The following is an 18,690-nucleotide window of genomic DNA, read 5'->3' on the forward strand; positions in this document are numbered from 1 at the left end:
ATATGAAAACACTCGTAAATTAGAATATTATGGATAAATATGACATGCTTAATTTTACCTGCACTTTTTGCCGAATGCTGATACAATAAAGGATGTTACTATTTAGTAGAAAGAGTGGTAAGCATGTTAGATTGGATGAAAAAGCTGTTTAACAAAGAGGAAGAACAAACAGCGATGAATAAAGAAGTACCAAAGCAAATTGAAAGTCAGCCGAAAATTCCTCGTGTAAACCACTACACTGAAGCAAGAGAAGCACAAATGGCAAGTAGGAATGCAGGTAAATGCCGTTTTCCTTTAGTACCGGATAATGGGTTCGATGAAGAGGATGAAAGCGAAGTAAATCGCTTCGAAGAACAACCTGTTCAAGGAGTAACATATGAAGAACCGACTGCCCAAAGAGGAATAAAGGTGGAAAGAAGCAGACGACCGTATGTGGAAAAGGTAGTTTCTACATATGAAGAGCCGGAAGTGCAATATGAACCGGTGCGGGAGTCTGTCGTAAAGAAAGCATCTACACCAGCGCAAGAGAGTAACCGTAGACCATTTCGGCCAACAGAAATGATTTCGCCAATTTATGGATATAATCGTCCTTCAGTAGAGAAAAAGGAAGAAAAGCAGGAGGAAGTAAAGGAAAGAGAAGACCTTGAAATATCTGTAGAGGGTAAATCAGTCGTTGATGCATGGTTAGAGAAAAAAGGATATACATTATCTGATTTCTCAGAAGGACAAGCACCAACTTCTTCTAGTCATAGAGCTGCTAACCAGCAAGGAGAGCAACAATATAAAGAGAATAAAAAGGAAGAAAAGTCAGTAGTTGATCAATGGCTAGAGAAAAACGGTTATGAAATTGAACGCCAAGTGCCTTTAGTAGAAGAAAAAGAAGTGATTCAAGAAATGAGTACACCGCAGGAAGTTTCAGCGGATGAATTACTTCATAAAACAGTAGCTGAGCAGATGGAAAGTGCTAAGCTAGAAAAAGATGTAGTGGTGTTAAACGAAAACAATCTACAAGAAGAATTAGTAGCTTCTAAAGTAGAGCACGAGGATACAATATTATCAGAAGAAATTAAACGTAATACAGAAATAAAACAACCTACTATTGAAGTAGAAAAGCAAGCTCCAGAAGAATCAGTGATTGTCAAAGCAGAAGAAAAACTTGAAGAAACAATCATTGTGGAAATACCAGAAGAAGTGTCAAAAGTAGAAGTAATTGCAGAAACGGAAGAGTTTGAAGAAGTAGTTATGGAAACAGAGGCACCTGAAGAAGTGGAAGTAATTACAGAAACAGAAGAGTCAGAAGAAGCTGAAGTAATTGCGGAAGCAGAAGAGTCAGAAGAAGTAGAAGTAATTACAGAAACAGAAGAGCTAGAAGAAGTAGAAGTAATTGCGGAAGCGGAAGAGTCAGAAGAAGTAGAAGTAATTACAGAAACAGAAGAGCTAGAAGAAGTAGAAGTAATTGCGGAAACAGAAGAGCTAGAAGAAGTGGAAGTAATTACAGAAACAGAAGAGTCAGAAGAAGTGGAAGTAATCACAGAAACAGAAGAGTCAGAAGAAGCTGAAGTAATTGCGGAAGTAGAAGAGTCAGAAGAAGTGGAAGTAATTGCGGAAGCAGAAGAGTCAGAAGAAGCTGAAGTAATTGCAGAAATAAACGCGCCTGTAGTAGAGACATTTGTAGCACTTGAGGAAATTCAGCAAGAAGATGAAGCAATTGAACAAAAGAGTGAATTCATACATGTTGCTGAGGCTGATGAACAAACGAAGAAAGATGTTCAAAGCTTTGCGGATGTTTTAATTGCAGAAGAACAACCAGTTGTAGAAGAAGCGCCAGTCGTAGAAAAACAACCAGTTGCCGAGGAAACACTAGTCGCAGAAGAGCAACGAGTTGTAGAAGAAGCGCCAGTCGCAGAAGAGCAACAAGTTGTAGAAGAAGCACCGGTCGTAGAAGAGCAATCAGTTGTAGAAGAAGCGCCAGTCGTAGAAGAACAACCAGTTGCCGAGGAAACACCAGTCGCAGAAGAACAACCAGTTGTACAAAAAGAAGAACCAAAACGTGAGAAAAAGCGTCATGTACCATTTAATGTTGTTATGTTGAAACAAGATAGAACACGATTAATGGAAAGACATGCAGCTAGAGCAAATGCAATGCAGCCTTCTGCTAATGTACGAGTAGAGAATAAGCCAGTGCAACAAGAGGTAGCAGAACCACAAGTGGAAGAACGCCCAGTGCAGCAAGTAGCAGCAGAACCACAAATGGAAGAGCACCCAGTGCAGCAAGTAGTAGCAAAACCACAAGTGGAAGAGCAAACAATGAAGCAAGTAGTAGCAGAGCCACAAGTGGAAGAACGCCCAGTGCAGCAAGTAGTAGCAGAACCACAAGTGGAAGAGCACCCAGTGCAGCAAGTAGTAGCAGAGCCACAAGTGGAAGAACAACCAATACAGCAAGTAGTGGTAGAGCAAGTACAAAAGCCAATTTCAAGTACGGAAGTACAAGAGAAAGCATATGTTGTAAATCAAAGAGAGAACGATATGCGAAATGTATTGCACACACCACCGACATACACTGTTCCGCCATTAGCGCTGTTGTCGATTCCACAGCAATCAGCGTTAGATAATACTGAATGGTTAGAGGAGCAGAAAGAATTATTAGATACAACGTTTAATAATTTTCACGTTGGAGCACATGTTATTAATGTATCGCAAGGTCCGGCAGTCACTCGTTTTGAGGTGCAGCCAGACCCAGGTGTGAAAGTAAATAAAATTACAAATTTAAGTGATGATATTAAGTTAAGCTTAGCTGCGAAAGATATTCGTATTGAAGCACCGATTCCAGGGAAGAGTGCGATTGGAATTGAAGTTCCAAATAAAGAAAGTAAGCCAGTATTTCTTCGTGAAATTTTAAGAAGTCCTGTATTCACAAAGAGTGAATCACCGCTTACTGTTGCGCTGGGGCTTGATATTTCAGGGGATCCAATTGTAACGGATATTCGAAAAATGCCGCACGGACTTATTGCGGGGGCGACGGGTTCAGGTAAAAGTGTGTGTATTAACGCGATTTTAACGAGTATTTTATATAAAGCGAAACCACATGAAGTGAAGTTAATGTTAATCGATCCGAAGATGGTTGAGCTTGCACCATACAATTCTGTTCCACATCTTGTAGCACCTGTTATTACGGATGTAAAAGCAGCGACAGCTGCATTAAAATGGGCAGTTGAGGAAATGGAACGCCGTTATGAATTGTTTGCGCATGCTGGTGCTCGTGATTTAACTCGCTACAATACGATTGTAAGTGAGCGAGAAATTCCAGGAGAGACATTACCTTATATCGTTATTGTCATTGACGAGTTAGCCGATTTAATGATGGTAGCACCTGGTGATGTTGAGGAAGCGATTTGTCGTATTGCGCAAAAAGCACGTGCTTGTGGTATTCATTTATTAGTAGCAACGCAGCGTCCATCTGTAGATGTTATTACAGGTTTAATTAAGTCAAATATTCCAACGCGTATTGCGTTTACTGTATCATCTCAAGTTGATTCGCGTACGATTATTGATATTGGGGGCGCGGAGAAATTACTTGGCCGTGGTGATATGTTATTCTTAGGGAACGGTACATCTAAGCCAGTTCGTGTACAAGGTGTATATGTATCGGATGATGAGATTGAAAAAACAGTTGATCATGTGAAAAAGCAAATGAAGCCGAATTATTTATTTAAGCAAGAGGATTTATTAGCGAAAACAGAACAAGCTGAGTCGGAAGACGAATTGTTCCTTGATGCATGTCAATTTGTTGTAGAACAAGGGGGAGCGTCCACATCTTCTGTACAGCGAAAATTCCGCATCGGTTATAATCGCGCGGCACGTCTCATTGAAGAGATGGAATCGCAAGGAATTATTTCTGAAGGTAGAGGAACGAAACCGAGAGATGTCCTTATTTCTGAGGACGAATTTGCCGCTATGCAGGAAACGAATGTATAGTAAACGGTTTTGCTGTATACTAAGAGAAAATGTTGGATAGTAAAGTAGGGAGTAAAGCGACATGAAAGAAATTGAATTAAAATTAAAAGGTGAAATAAATAGACTAACAAATAAAACATTTAAATTTGACGAACGTGTTGGAGAAGGGTGGTTCTCTGCCGTTTACTTTTTAAAGACTAGAGAAATCATCGAAGAATTTCGCCCGAAAAGTGTTGTAACGATGCAATTTTTCCAAAAGGAAAATGCAGTTCTTTGCGGAACGGATGAAGTAATTGCATTGCTACAAACATTCGCTAAAAATCCTGAGGAACTTGAGATTAATTCTTTAAAAGATGGCGATAAAATTAGTCCATTTGAAACAGTGTTAACAATTCATGGTCCTTATGAAAATTTCGGATTTTTAGAAGGTGTCATTGATGGGATTTTAGCTCGTCGTACATCGGTTGCGACAAACGTATATAACGTTGTCCAAGCTGCGCGTAGCGTAGATAAAGAAAAACCAGTTATTTTCATGGGAGATCGTGACGATCATTATACACAACAAGCTGGTGACGGTTATGCAGCATACATCGGAGGTATGAGCGCACAAGCGACGCATGCGATGAATGAATGGTGGGGCAAAAGTGGTATGGGGACGATGCCTCACGCATTAATTCAAATGTTTAATGGTGATGTTGTGGAAGCGGCAAAAGCATATCATAAGAAATTCCCAGAAGATGAATTAGTTGTATTAATTGATTACAACAATGATGTCATTACAGATGCACTTCGCGTAGCGCGTGAATTTGGATCAACATTAAAAGGTGTACGTGTAGATACGTCCCGCACGATGATTGATCAATACTTCATTCGCCACCCAGAAGTACTTGGAACATTCGATCCACGTGGTGTAAACCCATCGCTTGTATTCGCACTTCGTAAAGCACTTGATGAAGAAGGATTCCAGCATGTAGACATCGTTGTAACTGGTGGATTTGATGAGAAGCGTATTCGTGAATTTGAAGCTCAAAACGTACCTGTTGACATATACGGGGTAGGAAGTAGCTTATTAAAAATGAATATTGGCTTTACTGGTGATAATGTAGAATTAAATGGGAAACCAGAAGCAAAAGCTGGTCGTAAATATCGTCCAAACCCACGTTTAGAGCGTGTTCAATTAGAAAAAAGAGAAGAGATGTAAAAGAGAGAAAAACTGATAGGTGATTGACCCTATCAGTTTTTCTGTTATCATAGTATAGCGGCTTCTTTTTTGCTATAATGGACTTGTTATGGACATATAAAGAAGTACGTACGAGTTTATCCTGATAAGTGAAGGGAAAAAATAACTTCACTACATCAAAAATGTATGATGATTACCAAAATAAGAAAAGATTCATATACTGTCTTATAGATAGGCCGTTGTATTAGTTCGAAATGTTGGAGGTTCTTTAAGATGACAGTTTACCATTTTGTAGGAATTAAAGGAACAGGAATGAGTTCATTAGCGCAAATTCTTCATGATATGAAGCATACTGTTCAAGGGTCTGATTATGAAAAGCGTTTCTTTACACAAACAGCGTTGGAAAAGCGTAGTATCTCGATCCTTCCTTTTGATAAGAATAATGTAGAAGAAGGACAAGTGATTATTGCAGGAAATGCATTTCCTGATACGCATGAAGAAATCGTAGCAGCAAAAGAATTAAACATCCCAGTCCATCGTTACCATCATTTCTTAGGTGACCTGATGAGCCAATACACAAGTGTTGCTGTAACTGGTGCACACGGAAAAACATCAACAACAGGTTTGTTAGCCCATGTAATGCAAGGTGCACACCCGACATCTTACCTTATTGGAGATGGAACAGGGCATGGGGTAGAAAATAGTAAGTATTTTGTATTTGAAGCTTGTGAGTATCGTCGTCATTTCTTGTCTTATAATCCAGACTATGCAATTATGACGAATATTGATTTTGATCATCCAGATTATTTTGCAGACATCAATGATGTATTCAGTGCATTCCAAGAGATGGCATTGCAAGTGAAAAAAGGCATTATTGCATGTGGAGATGATGAAGAACTTCAAAAAATTCAAGCGAAAGTACCTGTTATTTTCTATGGATTTGGAGAAGATAATGATTTCCAAGCACGCAACATCCAAAAGAGAACAGATGGCACGATATTCGATGTATTCGTTCGTAACACGTACTATGATACGTTCAAAATTACAGGATACGGCAATCACAGCGTATTAAATGCGTTAGCAGTAATCGCGCTTTGCCATTATGAAAATGTTGATGTAGAAGCAGTAAAACATCAATTAACAACTTTTGAAGGCGTAAAACGTCGCTTTAATGAAAAGCCGATGGGAGAGCAAGTAATCATCGATGACTACGCACACCATCCGACAGAGATTAATGCAACGATTGAAGCTGCTCGTCAAAAACATCCAGAGCGTGAAATTGTCGCTGTATTCCAGCCACACACATTCTCACGTACAGAAAAGTTCTTAGATGAGTTCGCAGAAAGCCTAAGCAAAGCTGATCAAGTATACTTATGTGATATTTTCGGATCAGCGCGCGAAAATAAAGGTGAATTAACAATCGAAGATCTGCAAAAGCGTATTGACGGTGCAGAGCTAATTACAGATACAACAACGGATGTATTAAAGAAACATAAAAACGGCGTTCTAATTTTCATGGGCGCAGGTGACATCCAAAAATTCGAAGCAGCTTACGTAAAAGAAGTTCAAGTTGCAGAGAAGTAATAGAAAAGACGCATAGCTTAGCTGTGCGTCTTTTTTATGTTGTCGTGGTTATGCATTAATGTTGAAACGTCTATATATATGGAGTTGTGTTCGATATATTTCAAAAATCGTTGATATATTGGTACGCGTTTTGAAATATAAGTGTTAGAATAATAAGAAAACTAAAAAGGGGACTAAAAAACATGTTCACACTCCGAGTAGATGACGAAATCGAACTACAATTACTAGAAAAACATCATAAAGAGGAATTATATCAATTATTAGATCAAAACCGTAATCATTTACGAAAATGGCTCCCTTGGGTAGATGGGACGAAATCTGCTGATGCTTATGATGAGATTTTTCCGATGTGGTTAAAGAAATTTGCAGAGGGAGATGGTTTTGAAAGTGGCATACGTTACAAAGGAAAGCTCGTTGGGATGGTAGGTATTCATCCAGTGAGCTGGGGGAAGAAAGCGACGAGTCTTGGGTATTATCTTGCAGAAGATGCTGGCGGGAAAGGTATTATGACGCGTAGTGTGAAGGCTGTACTTCACTATGCATTTGAGAATTTAAAATTAAATAAAATGGAAATTAGATGCGGTGTTGAAAATGTGAAAAGCCGCGCTATTCCAGAACGTTTAGGATTTAAGTTAGATGGCATTTTAAGAGATGATGAATGGCTATATGATCATTTTCACGATATCGCTGTATATAGTTTACTAGCTTCAGAGTGGAAGGAGATTCGATGAACGAGAAGATACGCATTATTCCGTATGAAAGTACGTTTCAAGAGGAAGTAGTAGATCTTATCGTTCATATTCAGCAAAAAGAGTATAATGTTTCAATTACGAAAGAAGAGCAACCTGATTTACTTGAAATAGAAACATTCTATCAAAAGGATTACGGAAACTTTTGGATAGCAATTTATGATGGTAAAGTAGTTGGAACAGTAGCTTTATTAGATATTGAGAATCATCAAGTAGCGTTAAGAAAAATGTTCGTGAAGAAAGAGTTTCGCGGAAAAGAATGGGGCGCATCACATATGTTGCTTCAAACAGCAATTTCATGGGCTGAGGATAAAAAATTGAAAGATATTTACTTAGGAACAACAGTAAAATTTTTAGCGGCACATCGTTTTTATGAAAAGAATGGTTTTGAAAGTGTGAGTATAGACGAGTTGCCGAAAAACTTTCCGGTGCTACAGGTAGATAAGAAATTTTATAGGTACATTGTGAAAAAGGTCATTTAGAAATGGCCTTTTTCTATGAAGCAAAATGGAAATAGTGGTATAATTTGGGTTAGGGGGTGTAGGTATGAACTTTCCAATTCAAAGAAGTAAGTCAGTAGTCATTTTCGTTTGTCTTACGTTAGCGTTTATGTTTATATATCCAATTGTCATGCTTTTCACCAATAAAGCGCATTGGATGTCAGCGTTGATTGGGATGGGTTTATGCTTCATTGTAAATGTACCACTCGTTTGGGAAGTATTTATTAAAAAACATAAAGTAGAAAATGGCGTATTAAAGTACGGTATTTTAAATGATGATATTGTATTAAAAGATGTGAGAATTATACGTCAGGTCGGAAAGTCTCTTGAAATTACGACGAATGCATATAAAGTACATATGGTTGCGATGCCGCAAAATATGGATGAATTCTTGGGGCTTATAGAGAAAGAAAATCCACATGTGAAAATAGAAATGGTAGGAAAGAAATAAAAACGCTCGGCGAAAATTCCGAGCGTTTTTATTATTATTTTAAGTTCTCTGGGTTTAAAGCTTCTAGTTCAGGTACAACGAAGCGTCCGTCTTTACGGATTAGTACGTCGTCGAAGTAAATTTCGCCGCCGCCGTATTCAGGGCGTTGGATGCATACTAAATCCCAGTGGATGTTCGAGTTGTTGCCGTTCCATGCATCGTCGTAAGCTTGTCCAGGAGTGAAGTGGAAGCTGCCATCGATTTTTTCATCGAATAGGATGTCTCCCATTGGATGTAAGATGTATGGGTTTACGCCAATTGCGAACTCACCAACGTAGCGTGCGCCTTCGTCTGTATCGAAGATTTTGTTAATGCGCTCTGTATCGTTTGCAGTTGCTTCAACGATTTGACCGTTCTCAAACTTAAGTTGTACATTTTCAAATGTATAACCGTTGTAAGGAGATGGTGTGTTGTAAGAAACTGTACCGTTAACAGAATCACGAACTGGTGCAGAGTATACTTCACCGTCTGGAATGTTTAAATGACCTGAGCATTTAATTGCTGGAATGTCTTTAATAGAGAATGTTAAGTCAGTTCCAGGACCAGTTAAACGAACTTTATCTGTTTTATTCATTAATGTAACAAGGCTATCCATTGCCTTATCCATTTTACCGTAGTCTAAGTTACATACTTCGAAGTAGAAGTCTTCGAAAGCTTCTGTACTCATTTTAGCAAGCTGTGCCATAGAAGCATTTGGGTAGCGAAGAACAACCCAGCGTGTTTTTGGAACGCGAATGTCTCTATGAACTTTTTTACCAACTGTTTGGCCATGAACTTTCATACGCTCACTTGGAACATCAGCTTGTTCATTAATATTATCACCAGAGCGAAGGCCGATATAAGCGTCCATGTCTTTCATTACGCTTGCTTCATATGCAGCGATTTGTTCGAAATGTTCTTCAGTAGCACCCATTAATAAAGAGCGATCTACTTGATGATCTTTTAAAGAGACGAATGGGAAACCACCAGCTGCATATGCTTCTTTTACAAGTGCAGTTACAAGTTCTTTTTGTAAGCCAAAGTTTTCAATTAATACTTTTTCACCTTTTTGTAAGCGGATAGAGTAGTTAATTAAATTGTATGCTAACTTTTCAATACGTGGATCTTTCATATGTAAAGCCTCCCTACTAATTATGTATCCTCTCCTATTGTAACCTACTTAGTGGAATTTGTTGAATGATTTATGTTACAGTTAACGAATAAGTATGAAAATTCTAATGATGAGATAGGGATTAGAATGAAACGGAAAATGATTGTATAATAGGGGAAAGTATGAAAAAGATAAAGGAAGTGATGAAATGCAAGTTCTTTTATATGTAAGTGCGGCTATTATCGCGGTTGCTTTCGCAGTATTAGTAGTGTATGTATGCAGAACGTTGTTATCGGTTCAGAAGACGTTGGAAAACGTTGCAAGCACGTTAGAAGGTTTAGAAAAGCAAATGCAAGGAATTAGCGTAGAGACAGAGCAATTATTACATAAAACGAATGCGTTAGCTGATGATATTCAACAGAAGTCACAGTCATTAAATAAAGTGGTAGCGGGTGTAGATGGGATTGGAACGACAATCCAATCTTTAAATACGAAGCTTCGTAATGTATCGGACTCTGTAACGGACGAAATTGAAAATAACGCTGATAAAGTAGCGCAAGTTGTACAGTGGAGCAGTGCGGCGATTGAAGTATACAATCATTACCGTGCGTCGAGACAAGAGAAGAAGGTTGAAAAAGAAGAGCGTAAATTAGAAAGAATTGAGAAAAAAGCTGAAAAGAAAGAGAAGCGCTCTAGATTTCGTATGAGAGGTGAATCGTGATGAATATGACAAAACTTGAAACAATTGAAGAGCTTGAAGTCTTAGTAGAAAAGAACGAGCCGTATGTTCTTTTTAAACATAGTACGACATGCCCGATTAGTCACGGTGCATACACAGAATTTCAAGCGTATTGCAGCGAAGAAAGAGAAGTGCCAGCGTATTACTTATACGTACAAGATGCGAGAGATGTGTCAAATCGTGTTGCAGAACAATACAGTATTAGACATGAATCACCGCAAGTGCTATACATAAAAGATGGGATGGTAGTATGGAATACATCTCATTGGAATATTAAAAAAGATGCTTTAGAAGAGAATATAAAGTAAAAAGAAGCAAGCTAAAGGTGCTTGCTTCTTTTTTTTGTTTTTGTTGAAATATATTTAGTGGTACACTATTAATAGTTCAAACTAAATAACTAGATTGTTGAAAGTAGGTTTTAAGTAATGAAGAAAATGGCATTATCCTTCGCAGTCGTAAGTTTATTACTGGGAGCTTGTAGTAACAATAGTAATACGATTAGTAAGAAGGATGAAGTTATACAAAAAGATACAAAAGAAAAAAGTATGATTCCGAGAACTGCTGTTTCTAAAGATTATTATAGAACTGTTATTCCTTTAAAAGAACAAAAGGTTATTAATACAGCTAATATAAAAACAAATTCTAAATTAGATTTAGCAGAGTATGAAAATGGTTTAATAAATATTGCAAAGCAGCAATTTGATACAGAGAGTCACGTACTGCAATTAAACCAGTATATTCCAGAGAAACTAATTGATGAACTAGTTGCGAAAGTAGAAGCGCCAGTTTTGACGAATATTATAGAACAAGACTATTTCGGAAAACAGAATTCAAATGAACTAAGTTTATCTGGTGTTATGATTGGCTTAGCTATGTCTTCAAGTGTATCGAATGAAGAAGCTATGTCTAAAGGGTCTGAAGTTGCTAAACAACTTATTGAAGCTATTAACAAAAATGATAAGTATAACAAATCTCCAATTACGTTTGCTATCTTTAAGCAAGAAAGTACTAGTTCTTTAAAAAATGGTACGTATATTGCTAGTGCTACTGTTCAAAAGAATGATACGAACCTTGGAAATTGGAGTACAATTGATGAAAAGTCGTATTCATATCCTTCTGATGAATTTACACAAGCACATGGAGAAGATAATACAAAAATAAATAACTTTGCTAAGGAAATAAAAGGTTTTTCTAATGGAGATTTTATTCCAGTCAACGCTAAAGTTTCTTATAAGAAAGATCAAATGGATACATTAAATATGAATATTGTTATTAAATATAACGGTAAAACAGAATTAATGGCTCTTACCCAATTGGCTGCGCAAGGTATGTTAGACAAATTGCCTAAAGATGCGAAAGTACAATTACAGATCAAGTCCGAAAGTAAAATCGAGGCTGTGATTATAAAAGAGAAAAACAGTGATAAACCGTTTGTTTCCTTCTTGTAAAAAAGACAGTATGTAAACTGTCTTTTTTTATTTTAAATGAAAATATACAACGTTTTTTGATGGTAATTCATTGCTGTATATCGTGTGACAATCGTATATGTATCAGCTATAATAAGTTATCTTAAAAAAGTAACATATAGGAATTTGAAAGAGGTGGCTTTCTTATGGCATCACAACAATTAGGTCGTTTACGTTCTGAAATTGATCAACTTAATTTACAAATATTAGAGTTACTAAACGAAAGAGGTCGTCTCGTACAAGAAGTTGGTAATTTAAAAGAAGTACAAGGTGTGAAACGTTTTGATCCTGTACGTGAAAGAAATATGCTGGATTTAATTGCAGAGAATAATAATGGTCCATTTGAAACTTCGACTTTACAACATATTTTCAAACAAATTTTTCAAGCTGGTTTAGAATTACAAGAAGATGATCATCGTAAAGCATTACTTGTTTCTCGTAAGAAAAAAACAGAAGATACGATTGTTGAAATTAAAGGTGAAAAAATTGGTGACGGAAATCAGCATTTTATTATGGGACCGTGTGCAGTGGAAAGTTATGAACAAGTACGTCAAGTTGCTGAAGCAATGAAAGAGCAAGGTCTGAAATTAATGCGTGGTGGTGCGTTCAAACCACGTACTTCACCGTATGATTTTCAAGGTCTTGGGTTAGAGGGATTACAAATTTTGCGCCAGGTAGCAGATGAATATGATTTGGCTGTTATTAGTGAAATTTTAAATCCGAATGATATTGAGATGTCATTAGATTACGTTGATGTTATTCAAATTGGTGCTCGCAATATGCAAAACTTTGATTTGCTAAGGGCAGCTGGTGCTGTAAATAAACCAGTATTATTAAAACGTGGTCTATCAGCAACGATTGAAGAATTCATTAATGCGGCAGAATATATTATGGCAAAGGGAAATGGGAACATTATTTTATGTGAACGAGGTATTCGCACGTATGAAAGAGCGACGCGTAATACGCTTGATATTTCCGCTGTGCCGATTTTAAAGAAAGAAACACATTTACCTGTCGTTGTCGATGTAACGCATTCTACAGGGCGACGTGACCTTCTCTTACCAACTGCAAAAGCAGCGATGGCAATTGGTGCAGATGCAATTATGGCTGAAGTACATCCAGATCCAGCTGTAGCTTTATCAGATGCGGCGCAGCAAATGAATATACCGCAGTTCAATGATTTTATGAATGAATTAAAATCATTTGGAAGTAAATTATAAAAACTTTTAATGAGCTGTTCCAAAAAGGGATTTTGGAACAGCTTTCTCTTATTGTATAGCGACTGTCATTGTCGATTTTTGTTGGTAAGTTGATATATTTAAAAAATCGCTGCTATAATTAGAGTTGCGGTCGATATATTTGGAAAATCGCTGATATATTTCGAGTTACAGTCGATATATTCGAAAAATCGCCGATATAAATTTCATTTACTATCGTACTGCTTAAAATAAGATTTCTACTTAGGAAACATCTATTTTTTTACAAAAAATGCCCTTTTTTCATAAAAAATACGAAAATACGAGAAAAGAAGCGAATTTTTTCGAAACTTTTGCGGGAAAATATTGTATGAGCCTGCGTTTTTATCGTATCATTAGTAAAAGGAAGAACTCGGGACGATTGGTGGCATCTGCAAATAGAGTTGATGTCTTTTTTTCATTCAAGTAACCGATACATAAAAATAGATAACAAAAATAGAAGGAGTGTGCGATGAGATGAACGTAACAATCTATGATGTAGCGCGCGAAGCAAACGTTTCAATGGCTACCGTATCTCGTGTTGTGAACGGTAACCCAAATGTAAAGCCTACAACAAGAAAGAAAGTATTAGAAGCAATTGATCGTTTAGGATACCGCCCGAATGCGGTAGCACGTGGACTAGCAAGTAAGAAGACAACTACAGTAGGTGTTATTATTCCTGATATCTCAAATACGTTTTATGCAGAACTTGCACGTGGAATTGAAGATATCGCAACAATGTACAAATATAACATCATTTTAAGTAACTCTGATCAAAACAAAGAGAAAGAGTTCCATTTATTAAATACGATGCTTGGAAAACAAGTGGACGGAATTGTTTTCATGGGTGAAGATATTACAGACATTCACATTGAAGAATTTAAAAAATCTCCAGTACCAATTGTATTAGCAGCGTCATTTGATGAGCAAAATGAAACGCCATCAGTAAATATTGATTATACACAAGCAGCTTATGATGCAATGAAGCACTTTATCGAGCAAGGACATAAACGTATCGGTTTCGTCTCTGGTCCTTTCATTGATAAAGCGGGAAGTGCGAAGAAGTTACAAGGTTATAAAAAAGCTTTAGAAGAAGCTGGTATTTCATATGATGAAAATCTTGTAATCGATGGAGATTACACATATGACTCAGGTATCGAAGCATTCGAAAAGCTTTGGAGCAATGATGAAAAGCCAACAGCAATCTTCGTATCTTCTGATGAAATGGCACTAGGTGTAATCCATGCAGCACAAGACGCTGGATTAAACGTACCAACTGACGTAGAAGTACTTGGTTTCGATAACACACGTCTTGCATTAATGGTTCGTCCGCAGCTTTCAACAGTTGTTCAACCGATGTATGATATCGGTGCAGTAGCAATGCGTCTATTAACAAAGTATATGAACAAAGAAAAAGTGGAAGATCACACTGTTATCTTACCTCACCGTATCCAATTTAGAGATTCAACGAAGTAAGTATAAAAAAGCTCACAGCGATTGCTGTGAGCTTTTATTCGTATTCAGGATAGTATTTTTGTACGACTGCATTTACCATTTCGTCTTTCTTAACGTGTAAAAATCTTGCGTACAGTTCTTTTCCGGTTTCAAATGGTGTATCGTCTAATTCAAACACATGCAACACTTTTCGGAACTTCCACGTTATTTGCTTACCGTACATATTATCGTACGTATCTTCAGATTGCATAGCAATTTTTTTACCAAGTTCGTGAGCATCTTCTAAATTGTTTGCTTTAACAAGAATAATACTTTCTTCAAAAAGTGTATCGTGATTCTCTTCATAATGCTCATCAATTTTCGTAGGATCAGGCTCACTACAATGAACAGATTCAAACAATAATTTTACAGCGTACATATTATGCTGCATGTTTCACTTTATAAATAATACTTGCGACAAGCGAAGCAGGTATTGTAAATACGTTACTTTGATAATGGTAATGTACTTGGGATTCTTCATAAGACATGTTATCATATAGTTCGTTTTGTGAGACACTCAATTTTTTCTGTTTTTCTTTGAGCATTTTAATGTAGTTGTACTGTATTGGGACGAGAATGATGAAATAAGCTAATACGATTAGTGAAATCCAAATCATTATGAACACTCCCTTACAAAGAATATTTCTCTATAACAATTATATCAATAAAAAGAAAAAATAACCATTTTTAGTGGGGCTAATTTTCTTCTAAAAATGCGAACAGTTCCTTTTGGTTTTTTAAATTGCGATCAATACATGTTCGAGCAACATATTTCAATCCTTGTAATAATGCATCTACGTGCAAAGTATCATAATGAATTATATTTCCCTCTACCATCGTTTCGTCTTTTTGCAAGTTAATTGATATTTTTAGTACAGTTATATTACTTTGTAAATTTACAACTTCTATGTAAAAAAACTGTTTGTCTAAGTCAATCGTAACATAATCGAATCGTTCGGATAGCTCTAATTTACATGTAGTAGTATAGTCCAAATGAAAGCCTCCTTATTGTATAAGTGTATGTTATAATGCCTTCGCTATAGATGGGGCTATTCCTTGTTATATGTCACATAAGTGCAAATTTAACTATTATAGGGCAATGTCATGTATAATAGAAAGAAAAGGCTTGTGAGGGGGGAAAAGAGATGATCGTTCTTTGGATAATTACGCTTTGTATGACTGCTATTTTTGCATATATGACGTTAAAACAAAATGGTTTAAAGCGATTTGTTCCAGGAAGTATTCTTGCAGGAATTGCCCTTATCACGTATGTAATTTCTATTTTTATTGAAAGTGTATCAGTAGATATGAGCACAAGTTTAATGTTTATTGGTATTACACTATTTGCAGGTAGCATTATGGTACTTATGGTTGCTGGTATTATTTTATTTATTCATATGAATTCGGAAACGTTATAGCATATAGAAAAGGCATGTCCCGAGGGACATGCCTTTTTATCCGTTCAATTATGCTCTATCTTTAGAAGAGTTTTGCTGTTTTAGTAAGTCGCGAATTTCGCCAAGAAGAACTTCTTCTTTTGTTGGTTCTGGAATTTCTTCCTCTTTTTCTTCTTCTTCTTTTTTAGATGTTAGTTTGTTGAAAACTTTAACAAACATAAAGATAGAAGCTGCGATAATTAAGAAGTCAAAAATTGTTTGGATGAAGTTACCATACATAACAGCAGATTTACCGTATCCAAAGTGTAAATCTGTAAAGTCAACGCCACCTAATACCATACCAAGTAATGGTGTGATGATATCTTTTACTAAAGAACTAACGATTTTACCGAATGCAGCACCGATTACAACCCCGACAGCTAAATCAACGACATTCCCTTTGAAAGCGAATTTTTTAAACTCGTTCCACATGTGTTAATCCCATCCTTTCCACGATTCATTATGAAATTTATAATTCCTATCAACATATTCTATAGAAATTTACGAGAGAAATAAAGAGGGAATGGGAATGAAAGTAAATTCTGAAAAATGTATCTGTTTTAATTTTTGTTTACATCATCTAGTAAAGATTGTAGCATTTGCTGTGTTTTTAATCCTTCTAATCCATCTACAACGGGCTTTGTATCGCCTTGTACACACTCAATAAAATGATGAACAGCATCTTCAAAACCACGTTGTTTTAACGTCGTATCCCATGATGGGGAACCACTTTGTGAAACTGAGTTTTCCTGTTCAATTTCAAATGTATTCATATTTTTTACGCGAATGATTTTCCCTGGCGTTACAAGTTCAATTTGTTCTAAATTAGTACCGGCATGGCGATGCATTGCAGTAGAAAGTAACAGTCCACTTGGAGTTGTATATGTATGATGTCCGTAAAGAAGTTCATTCTTTTCATTGATTTGCATCATATTGTGAACGGCGTTAAGGTCATCATTAGCTAACCAGCGAGCGGTATCTACAATGTGTAAATAATCATCTAACATAGTGAAGTCGTACGTATATGGCCCGACTTTATTTGTACGATGCTTTTCAATTCGAATCCATGAAATATCATTAGCCTGTTCTTTGGCAGCGACATACATAGGAACGAATCTGCGATTAAATCCGACCATTAATTTTCGGTTATACTTCTCGCTCAACTCGACTAGTTGCTCAGCTTGTTCCACTGTAGCTGCTAGCGGTTTATCAACATAAACGTCGATCCCTTTTTTTAGAAGTTCAGAAACGATTTCATAATGCGATGCAGTTGAACTATGAACGAAGATTGCATCGCATTCCGAAGCTAACATTTCAATAGAATGAAAGTCTTGAATTCGGTATTGCTGGCAAACTTGTTTTCTTTTCTCTGCATTAGGTGTAAACGCCCCTACAAAATTCCAATCAGTTTCTTTTGTAAGTGTTGGAAGATAGGCCTTTTGCGCAATACTTCCAAGTCCAATCATTCCGATTTTAGGTATATTCATTTTATCTCCGCCTTATTATTCAATATTTATATGCCGGAATAAATGTAGCATAGGATAGCTGAGAATGGCAAAAATGAAGAATCTATATTGAGAGATTCTTTATATCATAGTAAGTTCGCTGTCGCTTAATAATTTGTGTAGCATTTTTTCTTGATTTTGTTTAGCTGTTTTATTCCCTGTTTTAGCGTATAAGGAAATTAAATGGTGATACGTATTTTCTTCAAATGGATTCATAGATTGCATACGCATGCAAATATCAATTGCTTCAGTGTAACTCGCGCCTTCTATATAAAAACGAATAAGGGAAAAGGCGTGTTGAAAATATAAGTTTTGTAATCTTGTTCTTTCTCCTTCGCTCCACCAATAGTCCATATCAATAAGGTAATCTCCAGTATATAAAGAGAGGCATGCAATGTATTTATCTAATGTATCGCTACATATTTCTTTTGGAAGAGCGGCTGCTGCTTGTTCGAATAGATCAACATCAATCAAAATGTTTTGTAAATCGAGTTTATATCCGTCATTCACTCGAGTAATGTTTACATTCATTTCGTAAGCATGGATGGTTCTTCGAATTTGATATATGGCTGAATGTAGATTTACTCTTGCTTGTTCTAAATCAGTATTTGACCAGAGTAATTCAATTAAAGTATCTCTATTAATAACTTTATTTCGATTATGAACTAAAAATAAAAATAGTTCTTTCGCTTTTTTTGTGCGCCATTTTTCTAGGGGGATTTTTTTGTCTTTTTCATGATCTACATAATATAACTCACCAAGGCAATTGAGTATCGAAGTTTCTATTGTAGAGGAATTAGTTGTTTCAATCGTCATGCTTTGCATAAGACGTTGAATAGTGTTATGCAATCTTTCCCTCGTAATAGGTTTCATAATGTAATCCAATGCATAAATTTCAAATGCTTCAACCGCATAACGGTCGTGTCCTGTAATGAAAACTATTTTTATATTTTTATGTTTTGATTGTAGTTCGCGGGCTAACATAACGCCATTTTTTTCAGGTATCTCAATATCAAGAAATGCGACATCAATTGTATGATCTTTACTATAAAAACTAAGAGATTCACAATCATCAAAGCAAACGATATCTTTAAAAATTTGAAGTTCTTTTAACATCTTTTCAAGTCTTTGGAGTATTAATGGTTCATCATCAACAATAATTGCCCTCATAGTTCATTACCTCTTTCTTACAATCTTGTTTAATGATTTAACTCAAGTCATATCACCAATAAATATTTAGACAAAATAGGACATTTTTCATTCCTCCA

19 protein-coding genes are annotated in these 18,690 nt (G+C 36.3%); 12 read left to right on the plus strand and 7 right to left on the minus strand.

Annotated features, from left to right (window positions below):
- Positions 1–123 precede the first annotated feature (123 nt).
- The 6 genes from QCI79_RS18220 (at position 124) to QCI79_RS18245 (ending at position 8,418) form a co-directional block, all read left to right on the plus strand.
- A complete protein-coding gene (locus QCI79_RS18220; RefSeq protein WP_021728733.1) occupies positions 124–3,975 on the plus strand; it encodes a DNA translocase FtsK in 3,852 nt (1,283 codons plus the stop codon).
- 61 nt (positions 3,976–4,036) lie between these two features.
- Positions 4,037–5,155: a nicotinate phosphoribosyltransferase gene (locus QCI79_RS18225; RefSeq protein ID WP_000658370.1), complete on the plus strand. Its 1,119-nt coding sequence runs from the start codon at positions 4,037–4,039 to the stop codon at positions 5,153–5,155.
- Positions 5,156–5,407: 252 nt separating this feature from the next.
- The gene (murC, locus tag QCI79_RS18230) at positions 5,408–6,718 is read left to right on the plus strand and encodes a UDP-N-acetylmuramate--L-alanine ligase (RefSeq protein WP_000219468.1); all 1,311 of its coding nucleotides are present in this window, start codon (positions 5,408–5,410) and stop codon (positions 6,716–6,718) included.
- A gap of 182 nt (positions 6,719–6,900) precedes the next feature.
- Complete coding sequence (locus QCI79_RS18235; RefSeq protein ID WP_000494682.1) at positions 6,901–7,449, plus strand: GNAT family N-acetyltransferase; 549 nt, start codon at positions 6,901–6,903, stop codon at positions 7,447–7,449.
- Positions 7,446–7,949, plus strand: a complete 504-nt coding sequence (locus tag QCI79_RS18240) for a GNAT family N-acetyltransferase (RefSeq protein WP_001003150.1) — start codon at positions 7,446–7,448, stop codon at positions 7,947–7,949. Before QCI79_RS18235 ends, QCI79_RS18240 begins: the two co-directional genes overlap by 4 nt.
- A 64-nt stretch (positions 7,950–8,013) precedes the next feature.
- On the plus strand, positions 8,014–8,418 hold the full coding sequence (locus tag QCI79_RS18245; protein WP_001010629.1) for a PH domain-containing protein: 405 nt from the start codon (positions 8,014–8,016) through the stop codon (positions 8,416–8,418).
- Between the two features lie 34 nt (positions 8,419–8,452).
- Here the strand turns inward: QCI79_RS18245 and QCI79_RS18250 are convergent, their stop codons facing one another.
- Positions 8,453–9,568 carry an aminopeptidase gene (locus QCI79_RS18250; RefSeq protein ID WP_000654731.1) on the minus strand — a complete coding sequence of 372 codons (1,116 nt, stop codon included), beginning with the start codon at positions 9,566–9,568 and terminating at the stop codon, positions 8,453–8,455.
- 187 nt (positions 9,569–9,755) lie between these two features.
- Between QCI79_RS18250 and QCI79_RS18255 the strand changes: the two genes are divergently transcribed.
- From QCI79_RS18255 to ccpA, 5 genes are all read left to right on the plus strand, one after another.
- Positions 9,756–10,268: a DUF948 domain-containing protein gene (locus QCI79_RS18255; RefSeq protein WP_001197720.1), complete on the plus strand. Its 513-nt coding sequence runs from the start codon at positions 9,756–9,758 to the stop codon at positions 10,266–10,268.
- The gene (ytxJ, locus tag QCI79_RS18260) at positions 10,268–10,594 is read left to right on the plus strand and encodes a bacillithiol system redox-active protein YtxJ (protein WP_001057469.1); all 327 of its coding nucleotides are present in this window, start codon (positions 10,268–10,270) and stop codon (positions 10,592–10,594) included. The genes QCI79_RS18255 and ytxJ overlap by 1 nt, the downstream gene beginning before the upstream one ends.
- A 117-nt stretch (positions 10,595–10,711) precedes the next feature.
- On the plus strand, positions 10,712–11,734 hold the full coding sequence (locus QCI79_RS18265; RefSeq protein ID WP_021728734.1) for a CamS family sex pheromone protein: 1,023 nt from the start codon (positions 10,712–10,714) through the stop codon (positions 11,732–11,734).
- 164 nt (positions 11,735–11,898) lie between these two features.
- On the plus strand, positions 11,899–12,972 hold the full coding sequence (locus tag QCI79_RS18270; protein ID WP_000168203.1) for a bifunctional 3-deoxy-7-phosphoheptulonate synthase/chorismate mutase: 1,074 nt from the start codon (positions 11,899–11,901) through the stop codon (positions 12,970–12,972).
- Positions 12,973–13,464: 492 nt separating this feature from the next.
- On the plus strand, positions 13,465–14,463 hold the full coding sequence (gene ccpA / locus QCI79_RS18275) for a catabolite control protein A (RefSeq protein ID WP_001103297.1): 999 nt from the start codon (positions 13,465–13,467) through the stop codon (positions 14,461–14,463).
- 34 nt (positions 14,464–14,497) lie between these two features.
- On the opposite strand, the gene QCI79_RS18280 is transcribed toward ccpA, so the two are convergent.
- The 3 genes from QCI79_RS18280 to dhp61 all read right to left on the minus strand — a co-directional run bounded on the left by QCI79_RS18280 (position 14,498) and on the right by dhp61 (position 15,474).
- Positions 14,498–14,860, minus strand: a complete 363-nt coding sequence (locus QCI79_RS18280) for a DUF4288 domain-containing protein (RefSeq protein ID WP_023901177.1) — start codon at positions 14,858–14,860, stop codon at positions 14,498–14,500.
- Position 14,861: 1 nt separating this feature from the next.
- Complete coding sequence (locus QCI79_RS18285) at positions 14,862–15,098, minus strand: DUF3949 domain-containing protein (protein ID WP_000637897.1); 237 nt, start codon at positions 15,096–15,098, stop codon at positions 14,862–14,864.
- 79 nt (positions 15,099–15,177) lie between these two features.
- Positions 15,178–15,474 (minus strand): protein Dhp61, encoded by a 297-nt coding sequence (gene dhp61, locus QCI79_RS18290; protein ID WP_000386755.1) that lies wholly within the window; start codon positions 15,472–15,474, stop codon positions 15,178–15,180.
- A gap of 152 nt (positions 15,475–15,626) precedes the next feature.
- On the opposite strand from dhp61, the gene QCI79_RS18295 reads away from it, so the two are divergent.
- Positions 15,627–15,899: a DUF3917 domain-containing protein gene (locus QCI79_RS18295; protein WP_000636589.1), complete on the plus strand. Its 273-nt coding sequence runs from the start codon at positions 15,627–15,629 to the stop codon at positions 15,897–15,899.
- Positions 15,900–15,947: 48 nt separating this feature from the next.
- Here QCI79_RS18295 and mscL read toward each other — a convergent pair whose 3' ends face one another.
- The 3 genes from mscL to QCI79_RS18310 form a co-directional block, all read right to left on the minus strand.
- Positions 15,948–16,349 carry a large conductance mechanosensitive channel protein MscL gene (gene mscL / locus QCI79_RS18300; protein WP_000267010.1) on the minus strand — a complete coding sequence of 134 codons (402 nt, stop codon included), beginning with the start codon at positions 16,347–16,349 and terminating at the stop codon, positions 15,948–15,950.
- Between the two features lie 128 nt (positions 16,350–16,477).
- The gene (locus QCI79_RS18305) at positions 16,478–17,404 is read right to left on the minus strand and encodes a Gfo/Idh/MocA family protein (RefSeq protein WP_001025050.1); all 927 of its coding nucleotides are present in this window, start codon (positions 17,402–17,404) and stop codon (positions 16,478–16,480) included.
- Between the two features lie 99 nt (positions 17,405–17,503).
- Positions 17,504–18,592, minus strand: a complete 1,089-nt coding sequence (locus QCI79_RS18310) for a response regulator (protein WP_001201607.1) — start codon at positions 18,590–18,592, stop codon at positions 17,504–17,506.
- Positions 18,593–18,690: the final 98 nt, after the last annotated feature.

Origin of the sequence: Bacillus cereus group sp. MG1 (genome assembly GCF_040460035.1) — a bacterium.
Taxonomy (GTDB): domain Bacteria; phylum Bacillota; class Bacilli; order Bacillales; family Bacillaceae_G; genus Bacillus_A; species Bacillus_A cereus.